The 9,925-nt window shown below is 69.7% G+C and carries 8 protein-coding genes; 6 read left to right on the top strand and 2 right to left on the bottom strand.

Going from position 1 to position 9,925, the window contains the following annotated elements:
- Window positions 1-142: 142 nt before the first annotated feature.
- Complete coding sequence (locus ACGFSB_RS10140) at window positions 143-904, top strand: glycosyltransferase family 2 protein (RefSeq protein WP_393396677.1); 762 nt, start codon at window positions 143-145, stop codon at window positions 902-904.
- Between the two features lie 8 nt (window positions 905-912).
- Here the strand turns inward: ACGFSB_RS10140 and ACGFSB_RS10135 are convergent, their stop codons facing one another.
- Window positions 913-1,833, bottom strand: a complete 921-nt coding sequence (locus tag ACGFSB_RS10135; protein ID WP_393396675.1) for an FkbM family methyltransferase — start codon at window positions 1,831-1,833, stop codon at window positions 913-915.
- Window positions 1,834-1,905: 72 nt separating this feature from the next.
- Window positions 1,906-3,135 carry an amidohydrolase family protein gene (locus ACGFSB_RS10130; protein ID WP_393396674.1) on the bottom strand — a complete coding sequence of 410 codons (1,230 nt, stop codon included), beginning with the start codon at window positions 3,133-3,135 and terminating at the stop codon, window positions 1,906-1,908.
- 374 nt (window positions 3,136-3,509) lie between these two features.
- Between ACGFSB_RS10130 and ACGFSB_RS10125 the strand changes: the two genes are divergently transcribed.
- From ACGFSB_RS10125 to ACGFSB_RS10105, 5 genes are all read left to right on the top strand, one after another.
- Window positions 3,510-3,968 carry a hypothetical protein gene (locus ACGFSB_RS10125; RefSeq protein ID WP_393396672.1) on the top strand — a complete coding sequence of 153 codons (459 nt, stop codon included), beginning with the start codon at window positions 3,510-3,512 and terminating at the stop codon, window positions 3,966-3,968.
- Window positions 3,969-4,234: 266 nt separating this feature from the next.
- Window positions 4,235-6,385, top strand: a complete 2,151-nt coding sequence (locus ACGFSB_RS10120; protein WP_393396670.1) for a hypothetical protein — start codon at window positions 4,235-4,237, stop codon at window positions 6,383-6,385.
- A gap of 91 nt (window positions 6,386-6,476) precedes the next feature.
- The gene (locus tag ACGFSB_RS10115; protein ID WP_393396668.1) at window positions 6,477-7,064 is read left to right on the top strand and encodes a hypothetical protein; all 588 of its coding nucleotides are present in this window, start codon (window positions 6,477-6,479) and stop codon (window positions 7,062-7,064) included.
- 168 nt (window positions 7,065-7,232) lie between these two features.
- Window positions 7,233-9,011 (top strand): prolyl oligopeptidase family serine peptidase, encoded by a 1,779-nt coding sequence (locus tag ACGFSB_RS10110; RefSeq protein WP_393397036.1) that lies wholly within the window; start codon window positions 7,233-7,235, stop codon window positions 9,009-9,011.
- 62 nt (window positions 9,012-9,073) lie between these two features.
- Complete coding sequence (locus ACGFSB_RS10105; protein ID WP_393396667.1) at window positions 9,074-9,913, top strand: SURF1 family protein; 840 nt, start codon at window positions 9,074-9,076, stop codon at window positions 9,911-9,913.
- The last annotated feature ends 12 nt before the right edge of the window (window positions 9,914-9,925 follow it).

Genomic DNA, 9,925 nt, shown 5'->3' with positions numbered 1-9,925 from the left:
CCTTTCGATTCCCCGGTGGCCCTTCAGCTATCTCAGGTCCATCTCGGTGGCATGGCCATGCTTGTTAGCGAACGAGGGCTTGATTGCCGCTCGAGTATGCCTTGAAATACTCTTCACACCCCGCTAGGAAAGGTGGTGAGCCGTGAGCCGGCGCATCATCATCGTCACGGCCGTCCACGCACCGTCGGCGCGCTTCCTGGCCGATGCGTACGAGTCCCTTCGCGAGCAGGAGCTACCCGCGGGCTGGGAGTGGCACTGGCTGATCCAGGAGGACGGGACGACCGGCCAGGTCGCGCCCCACGTCCCCGACGACGACCGCATCACGTTCCGGCAGGGGCGCCCGGGTGGTCCCGGAGTCGCCCGGACCATCGCCCTGGCGTACGCGGACGGTGAATACGTCAAGGTCCTCGACGCCGACGACCAGCTCGCGCCCGGCGCGCTTGCCCGCGACCTCGCGGCCCTCGAAGCTGACCGCACCATCAGCTGGGCGACGTCACGCGTGCTCGATCTGTTCCCCGACGGGTCCACCGCAGGCTTTCCCGGCGACCCCGGGCACGGGCCGATCGAGCGTAAGGAAGTGCTCGACCACTGGGCGTCCCACGACTATCTCGCTCAGGTCCATCCGGCGACGCTCTTCGTCCGCCGCGACCTGCTGGTGGCCCTCGGCGGCTGGATGGCGCTGCCCGCATCCGAGGACACCGGCCTCCTGCTCGCCCTGAACTCGGTGTCCCGCGGCTGGTTCTCCGCCGAGGTCGGCTTGTTCTACCGCAAGTGGGAAGGCCAGGTGACCGGCCAGGCGGCGCACGTCGACACGGCCGAGCGCCAGGCCCGGATGGCCGTCGTCGAGGCCAGGGCGCGAGCACTTGATCACTTCGAGTGGCGCTGCCCCGGCAGCACTGATTGACCGCGACGTCACGCCAGCCGCTCCGCGTCGACGCGCGAGAAGACAAGCTCGGTCTCACCCACCACAGGCCCCCGCCAGCGCACCGGCGCCTGCGGGTGCCGCGTCGCTCGCGGATAGCCGGCGGGTGCGTAGTCATTGATCAGGCGGTACGCGTGGAAACCGCCCGCCCGCATGGTCTCCATCAACTCCTCGGCCGACTCCCCGAGTTGAGCCATCCGCTCCGGAGTGACCTCCACGGCGATCTCGGCGTCCGGGCGGAGTCGGTCGAGCACGGGAGCAAGGCCGCGGACCACCCCGCCTTCCGCGCCCTCGACGTCGATCTTGATCACCCGCGCTCCGGCGATCTCGTCCGGCTTCAGGAGCTCCGCCAACGGGAGCGCCGCCATCTCGAAGGTGGACTCCGCGGGCCCGTCGTAGGGGACGATGCTGTTCGCGCCCATGTTGTGCGAGCTGGCCAGGACGAACGTCAGCATCTTCCGGCTGTCCGATACGGCGGCGTTGACCGCGCGGATATTGCCGCTGCCGTTGAGCTCGGCATTCCGCAACACCCTGCGGTGGAACACCGGGGACGCCTCGATGGCCACCACCCGGCCGCCGCTGCCGACGAGCCGGGAACCGAGCACGGCGAACACGCCCACGTTGGCCCCCACGTCGACATACGTGTCGCCGGGCTTCAGCGTGCGCCGGAGCCACCCCGTCATATGCGGCTCCCACACCCCGAAGAGGTACAGGTACCGCTGGATGAGGTCCTGCGTATCGACGGCGAAACGGTTGCCGAGGCTGTCCGTGACAACGCGTCGCCGAGGATTCTCCCGCAGGTGCGGGTTCAGCCAGCGCGCGGCAAGCGCCGCCTTGCCGAGGGTGCCGGGTGCCTCGCGCACGTACTGGCGGCCGAGGGTGACCAACGCCTCTGAAAAGGGGGTACTCATCCGCTGTATGCCTCTCCGCCGGGGTTCAGCGAAACCGTAGCGAAGGCAGGCATCGGCCGAGGCGGCGGGCAGCTACCGGTTTCCGTCGAACGGGAGATCCAGCATCCGGATCGCATTCCCACGGAGCAGCTTGTACTGCACGTCATGGGGGAGGTGGCCGACGTGGTCCTCGGCCACTGCCTTCGTGTGCGGCCAGGTGGAGTCGACGTGCGGATAGTCGGTTTCGAAGGTGGCGTTGTCGACGCCCACGGTGTCGATGGAGGCGACCCCGTGCTTGTCCCGGAAGAAGCAGCAGAAGATCTGCCGGTAGTAGTACGAGGACGGCGGCTCCGGGATCAGATCCTTGACGCCGCCCCAGGCCCGGTGCTCCTCCCATACGTCGTCGGCGCGCTCCAGGGCGTACGGGATCCACCCCATCTGGCCCTCGCTGTAGGCGAGTTTGAGGCGGGGGAACTTCACCAGGACCCCGGAGAAGAGGAAGTCCATCATCGAGGCCATCGCGTTGTTGAAGCTCAGGGAGGCCTGGACGGCCGGGGGTGCGTCCGGCGACGCCGCGGGCATCTGCGACGACGAACCGATATGCATGTTCACGACCGTGCCGGTCTCCTCGCAGGCCGCGAAGAACGGGTCCCAGTAGCCGGAGTGGATCGACGGAAGCCCGAGGTGCGTAGGGATCTCGCTGAAGGTCACGGCGCGCACGCCGCGAGCGGCGTTGCGCTTGATCTCGGCGACGGCGAGGTCCACGTCCCACAACGGGATGAGGCAGAGCGGGATCAGCCTGCCGCGGCTGTCGCCGCACCACTCCTCCACCATCCAGTCGTTGTACGCCCGTACGCAGGCGAGCCCGACCTCCTTGTCCTTGGCCTCGGAGAACGTCTGCCCGCAGAAGCGCGGGAACGTCGGGAAGCAGAGGGAGGCCTCGACATGGTTGATGTCCATGTCGTCGAGGCGGGCCTTCGGGTCCCAGCAGCCGCGGCGCATCTGCTCACGGGTGATGCCGTCGAGCGTCATCTCGTCCCGCGAGAAGCCGACGGCGGCGATGATGCGCTTGTACGGGAAGATCTCTCCCTCGTACTCCCACCAGTCGGTGACCTGGCCTTCCGGGTCCGTCGTGAACTTGTACTTGCCGCCGATGTACTCGAGCTCGCCGATCCCCGCGGTGAAGGGCTTCGGGCCCCGGTCGCGGTACTTGCTCGGGAGCCACTTCTCGAAGAGGTGCGCGGGTTCGATCACGTGGTCGTCCACGCTGATGACGCGGGGGAGTTCCTTGACTTCCTTGGCCCCGACCTCGTTGTTGTCCACTGCTGTGCCCCCTGCTACCTGCCGGTTTCCCTTAACTGCATCTGACGGTCCATCAGATTGAGGTTATGGGCTCACCCCGGCAACGGCAACAGGCCGCCTGAAACTCGGCTTCCTGCGGGGCGACTTGTGGGGTGCCTTGCGGGGCGACTTGCGGGGCCTAGTGCGCTTGTCTGGTGTGTTGCACCGCGGCATGTCACCCTGCCCCGGCGCGCACCGCCGTTCTGGCAGACGAGGAGAGGCCGATGAGCGAAGGCGACCGGGCAACGCGGGGAAAGCGGGAAGAGCGAGAGCGGGAAGAGCACGAGCCGGAGGCAGCCGCCCCCCGGCGAGGTCACGCAGCGCGAACTGAGAGCGCGGCGGCTCGGGCGGCCGCCATGAGCCAGCACGTCGAGCGCGGCGCCGGGGAGCGGCCGGACGGCTCCGCGGCTCATGAGAACGCCGTCTGGAAAGCCGCTCACGCCGCGCGTGTGGCGGCGCAGGCGCTCGCCGTGCTCTCCGAGAGCACACCCGATCCGGCCGCGGACTCCCGCTGCGCCAGGAATGCCGCCGCGTCCGCCGCGCAGGCCGCCCAGATGGCACAACTCGTCGACGGCGACGCCGACTTGTCCCGCGACGCCTGCCAGGCCGCGCTCAAAGCCTCCCTGGCGGCATCAGCGGCATCGGGAGCAGGGCGCCTCGGCGCGGACGGTGAGCTGAACTCCCTGGCGGACGCGGCGGAGAAGGCCGCTGTCGTAGCGGCGGAGCACGCCGGATGGATCAAGGCCGGTGTGGACGTCCCTGCCGTGTCGACGGGCGTACGGAGTCCCGAGGTCATGTCGATGCTGCATTTCTGAGCTGCATGAGCCGCACTTCTGAGCCACACTTCTGAGCCGCAACAGCGCATATGACATAGGTCTACGCCATACGTCTGTGCGACGCCCCCACAAGGAGGGCACCAGGCATACGCAGAGCGGATAGTCGCGCGCTCCGTATCCGGTCCCTTTCCGGGCCCTATCGCCCTGACCGGGGCTTCTTTCCGTGCGGATCACGGCCATCCTGGGGCTTTCCGTGCGGATCACGGCCATCCTGGGGATGAGGCAAGGGCCAGGGGGAGGCCGCCATGACCGAACAACCGCATGATCCGTGTATCCACGAGAAGCAGCTGTCCGACGGCGAGGAGGTGGACCTGCGGCCGGTGAAGGGGGAGCGGGTCGATGCCTCGCGCGGGGCGGAGTGGGGGGCCGAGCGAAGGGTCGAAGCGGCCGCGCTCGCCCGGATGCTGCTCGTCTCCGCCCATCCGGCGGGCATCCACCGGGCCCTGTGGCTCGCGGGTGCGCACATCGTAGGAACCCTCGATCTGGCGGCGGCGCATCTGACCCGGCCGCTGTATCTGGAGGACTGCTACTTCGAGGCCGAGCGGCCGGTACTGCTCAATGACGCGCGCGCGATCCGCGTCCAGCTGCCGGGGTGCCATGTCCGCGGCTTCGAAGGCCGTGCGATGCACACCCAGGGCGATCTCTGCCTGAGCGACGGTTTCACCGCGGAAGGTGAAGTCCAGTTGCAGGGCGCGCACATCCACGGCTCGCTGGACTGCGAGAGCGGCACGTTCACCAACCCGGGCGGCGGGGCGTTGAGCGCCAGCAGGCTCGTCGTCGACGGCAGCGTGTGGTTCGTGGTCGCACGAGTGACCGGCAGCGCGCAGCTCATCGGCGCGCAGATCGGCGGCCAGCTGAACTGCGCGGGATCCACCTTCGACAACAGCGATTCGCCGCAGGAGGACGCCGTCGCACTCGAGGTCTACGGGGTCGACGTCAAGGGCTCTATGTTCCTCCGCGAAGGATTCACCGCCGTCGGAGAGATCCGGATGAGCCGCTCGCGGATCGGCGGCGATCTGGACTGCTCTCAGGGGGAGTTCCGCCAGGTCGGCGCGCGTTCACGGGCGCTCAATATGTACGGAATGACCGTCAGCGGCACGATGTTGTGCGGGAAGGGCTTCAAGGCCACCGGCGAAGTCCGCATGTGCGGTGCCCGGATCGGCGGCGAACTGGACCTCAGCGACAGCAGGTTCGTCCACGGGGCCGCCGGAGACAGCGCGATCCGCGCCGAACGCCTCACCGTCGAGAGCACGATGAAGTGCTCCGAAGGCTTCACCGCGACCGGCGGGGTCGACATCACGGGCGCGCGCATCGGCGGTGACCTGGACTGCCGTACGGGTACGTTCACCGGTGCGTCACAGCGCCAGAAGGCACTCGACGCCAAGCGCATCACCGTCCAGGGCACCATGAAGTGCTCCGACGGCTTCACCGCGACCGGCGAGGTCGATCTCGCGGGCGGGCACATCGGCGGGGACCTCGTATGCGGCAAAGGCACGTTCGCCGCCAAGGGGGACGGCCGCAAGGCCATCGATGCCAAACGCCTCACCGTCCAGGGCACGGTGCAGTGCTCCAAGGGGTTCAGCGCCACCGGCGAGATCGATCTCACCGGCGCGCGCATCGGTGAACTGGAGTTCACCGACGGTGTGTTCACCGCCGACCGCCCCGGCGGCTGCGCGATCACCCTGATGACCGCGGAGGTCATCAGGGGGGTCCGGTTCCTGCCGAAGAGCCTGTCCGGGTTCGTCGATCTGCGGTCCGCGAAAGTCGGGCGCTGGTACGACTCGTCCCAGACCTGGAGCGAAGAGAACAAGGTCCGGCTCAGCGGGTTCACCTACACCAGCATCGACTCCAAGGAGAAGCTGGAGGCGCGGGAACGGCTCCAGTGGATCGGCCGCGACACCGACGGATTCGTGCCGCAGCCCTACCGGCAACTGGCCGATGTCTACCAACGCGAGGGCAGCGAACGAGACGCCCGCAAGATTCAGATCGCCGCGCAATGGCGACGGCGCGATCATCCCAGGACCAAGGCCGAACGCGCGCTGCACCCCTTGCGCGTCTCGTGGAGCGCCCTGCTGCGGATCGCCATCGGCTTCGGCTACCAGCCGTGGCGGATCCTGGCGCCGATCGGGCTCTTCTACTTCTTCGGCTGGGGCTGGTTCCACCGGGCCCACCAGCACGGCGACATCGTCCCGGCCAAGGCCCTCGACGCGGAGGTGAAGTTCAGCGCGGCGCGCTACACCGCCGATCTCATGATCCCGGGGGCGAATCTGGGGGAGCGCGCGCGGTGGCTCGCCGTGGACGGGGCGGCCATCTGGGCGGCCTGTTTCACGCTGGCCGGATGGGCGCTCGCCGCCATGCTGATCGCGGGGCTCACCGGTGTTTTCAAGCGGCCCTGAATCTGTCCCCGACGCCCCGTTCCGCTGGCCGTTCCGTGGTGTCACCATGCGGAGGCCAGGGTGTCCTGGGTGGGGGCGGGTGGAGGCGCAGATGGCAGAGGTGTTCCTACGGCGACTGTCCCGGTGGCAGGCGGAGCAGCAGCGGGAAGCGGTCGCCGACGTCTATGTCGAGGCCTACCAGGGGGTGTCCGGCGCCGAGTACCGCGACCGGCAGGGGTTCCTGCGCCGCTTCGAGAGTGAGGTGCAGCGGCCCGACTTCGACATGGTCGTCGCCGACGCGGCGGGCATGGTGGGCTGTCTCTACGGCTACCGCGCCGCGCGCACGGGCGACTGGTGGGAGGGGTTCCGCGGCATCCTGCCGCCGGAGGTCGAGGAACGTACGGCGTCGGGCCGGGTCTTCATCCTGACCGAGCTGATGGTGGTGCCCGCTTTCCGGCTCCAGGGCGTATCGGACCGGCTGCGCACGCTGCTGCTCGTCCGGCACGCCACCGATCTCGTCGTCGCGGTCATCAAGCCGGACGACGATCTGGGGCGCGAGGTCCTGCGGTCGTGGGGCTGGACGAAGCTCGGCGAGTTCGATCCGGGCGGGCGCGAATCCGCGGCGGCCCGCCGGGGGCAGACGGAATCGGCGGCTCCGGAGGGTCTCGTGTGGGAAGGGTGGATGCGGCCGAGCCCTTGAGCGCCATGGGCTTCCGGAAAGTTATCCACAGGCTGGGGACCTCCTCGGCGGATTGTCGGCACGGGCGTGCACTATGGGTCCATGAGCGACTTGGGTGCGGGTACGGATGCGGGAACGGGCGCGGGGAAGGCGACGACGGGCGCGGGCGCCGTGGGCGAGGACGCCCGGATGCCGGACTGGGAGAAGCGGTTCCGTGCGCCGAGGGTGTCGCTGCCCGACTGGGCGGAGGACGCTCCCGACCGGTCCTTGTTCGTGTCGAACGCGACAGGGACGTACGAGCTGTACGCATGGGACCGCGCGACCGGCGAGCAGCGCCAGGTGACGGACCGGGCGAACGGCACGACGGACGGCGTGCTCTCACCGGACGGCGAGTGGATCTGGTGGTTCAACGACACGGACGGTGACGAGTTCGGCGTCTGGATGCGCCGCCCCTTCCTGGGCGGCGACGGCGCCGACGAGCCCGCCGTGGCGGGCCTCGAACCGTCCTATCCGGCGGGCCTCGCCCTCGCGCGGGACGGGCGGATGTCCGTCGTCGGCCGCTCGACGGACGAGGAAGGTTCGACGATCCATGTCGTACGTTCGCCGGGCGCGGACCCCGTGGAGATCTACCGCCACCGCGAGTCCGCGGGCGTCGGCGATCTCTCCCACGACGGCTCCCTGATCGCCGTCGAGCACACGGAGCACGGCGACGCCATGCACTCCGCCCTCCGGGTGGTCAGGCCGGACGGCTCCACGGTCGCCGAGCTCGACGACACCGAGGGCGGCACGGTCGAGCTCGGGCTTGAAGTCCTCGGCTTCGCGCCGGTCGAAGGGGACACGCGGCTGCTCGTCGGGCATCAGCGGCGCGGCCGCTGGGAGCCGATGGTGTGGGACGTCGCGTCGGGCGAGGAGACGGACCTGGCCGTCGAGCTGCCGGGCGACGTGAGCGCCGAGTGGTATCCGGACGGCTCGGCCCTGCTCATCGAGCACAGCTTCGAGGCACGCAGCGAGCTGTTCCGGTACGCGTTCGCCGCCGGCGAGCTGATCGAGGTCGAGACGCCCGCGGGCTCGGTGTCGGGAGCGACGGCGCGCCCCGACGGCAGCGTGGAGTACCTGTGGTCGTCGGCGGCCGAGCCGCCGGTGGTGCGGTCGACGACGGGCGGGGTCGTGCTCGACCCGCCGGGGATGAAGGCCCCGGCCTCCGTGCCGGTTCAGGACGTGTGGGTGGAGGGCCCCGGCGGCCGGGTCCACGCCCTCGTACAGAAGCCGGCCGACGCGAGCGGCCCCCTCCCCACGGTCTTCGAGGTCCACGGCGGCCCGACGTGGCACGACAGCGACGCCTTCGCCGCCGGCCCGGCCGCCTGGGTGGACCACGGGTACGCGGTGGTGCGGGTGAACTACCGCGGTTCGACGGGGTACGGCCGTGAGTGGACGGACGCGCTCAAGCACCGCGTCGGTCTGATCGAGCTCGAGGACATCGCCGCGGTGCGGGAGTGGGCGGTGACGTCGGGCCTCGCCGACCCGGACCGCATCGTCCTGGCGGGCGGCTCCTGGGGCGGCTATCTCACGCTCCTCGGCATCGGCACCCAGCCCGACGCGTGGGCACTCGGCCTGGCCGCGGTGCCGGTCGCGGACTACGTGACGGCGTACCACGACGAGATGGAGGCCCTGAAGGCCATGGACCGCACGCTCCTCGGCGGCACGCCGGAGGAGGTCCCCGAGCGCTTCGAGGCCTCGTCCCCGCTGACGTACGTGGACGCGGTGAAGGCGCCGGTCTACATCTCGGCAGGCGTGAACGACCCGCGCTGTCCGATCCAGCAGGTCGACAACTACGTGGAGCGGCTGAAGGCCAGGGACGCGGTGCACGAGGTGTACCGGTACGACGCGGGGCACGGCTCGCTCGTCGTGGGCGAGCGGATCAAGCAGGTGCGGTTGGAACTGGACTTCGCCGCGCGGCACCTCCGCTAGCGGGGGGCTTTGTCGCCAACCCCCGGGCGGGGCTCCGTGAAGGAGCCCCGTACCGTGGGGGTGTGTACCGGTTCCTGCTGACGCCCCGCTGGTGGGGGATCAACGTCTTCGTACTGCTCGCCATCCCCTTCTGCGTCTTCATGGGGTCATGGCAGCTGGGGCGGTTCGAGGACCGCGTCCAGGCGCATGACGCCGCGCAGGAGCAGGCGGACCGGCAGGCCGCGGCAGCCGAGTCGTCCCAGCCGGCGGCGAAGGCCCGGCCGCTGGACGATCTCCTTCCCGTGGACCAGGAGACATCCGGCGAGCAGGTGTCGGCCACCGGCCACTACGGCAAGCAACTCCTCGTGCCGGACCGGAAGTTGGACGACAAGTCCGGGTACTACGTCCTGACACTGCTGCGCACCGGCAACGGCAAGGACCTGCCCGTCGTACGGGGCTGGCTCCCCGGCCACGCGAATGCGGCGAAGGCCCCCGCGGCGCCCTCCGGCGAGATCACCGTGACGGGCGCGCTCCAGTCCTCCGAGAGCCCCGGGTCGAACGGGGTCAGCGCGGCGGGCGGGCTCCCGGACGGGCAGCTGGGCGCGATCAGCGCGGCCTCGCTCGTGAACATGGTCCGGGGCGATGTGTACGACGCGTGGGTCACCCTGGAGAAGGGCGACTCCGGGATGAAGGCCGTACCGGCGACCGCGCCGGACAACTCCGGGCTCGACCTCAAGGCCTTCCAGAACCTCGGTTACACCGGGGAGTGGTTCGTCTTCGCCGGGTTCGTGGTCTTCATGTGGTTCCGTCTTTTCCGCCGGGAGCGGGAGGTCGCGCGGGACGCCGCGCTGGGGCTTCTGCCGGAGGATTCCGTGGCCGCCGCGTCAACGCCCGCGTCCACCTCCGCCGGACAGGCTGAATAGCAACCGCTTCAG

Origin of the sequence: Streptomyces sp. NPDC048441 (genome assembly GCF_043200235.1) — a bacterium.
In the GTDB taxonomy this organism is placed as follows: Bacteria; Actinomycetota; Actinomycetes; order Streptomycetales; family Streptomycetaceae; genus Streptomyces.
The sequence above is the reverse complement of the archived record's forward strand: the minus strand, read 5'-3'. Positions and strand labels throughout refer to the sequence as shown.

Excerpts from the sequence above, each read along its gene's own strand:
- ACGFSB_RS10125 (WP_393396672.1), top strand. The coding sequence starts at position 3,510 with ATGAGCCAGCACGTCGAGCGCGGCGCCGGGGAGCGGCCGGACGGCTCC.
- ACGFSB_RS10115 (WP_393396668.1), top strand. The coding sequence starts at position 6,477 with ATGGCAGAGGTGTTCCTACGGCGACTGTCCCGGTGGCAGGCGGAGCAG.
- ACGFSB_RS10110 (WP_393397036.1), top strand. The coding sequence starts at position 7,233 with ATGCCGGACTGGGAGAAGCGGTTCCGTGCGCCGAGGGTGTCGCTGCCC.
- ACGFSB_RS10135 (WP_393396675.1), bottom strand. The coding sequence starts at position 1,833 with ATGAGTACCCCCTTTTCAGAGGCGTTGGTCACCCTCGGCCGCCAGTAC.
- ACGFSB_RS10120 (WP_393396670.1), top strand. The coding sequence starts at position 4,235 with ATGACCGAACAACCGCATGATCCGTGTATCCACGAGAAGCAGCTGTCC.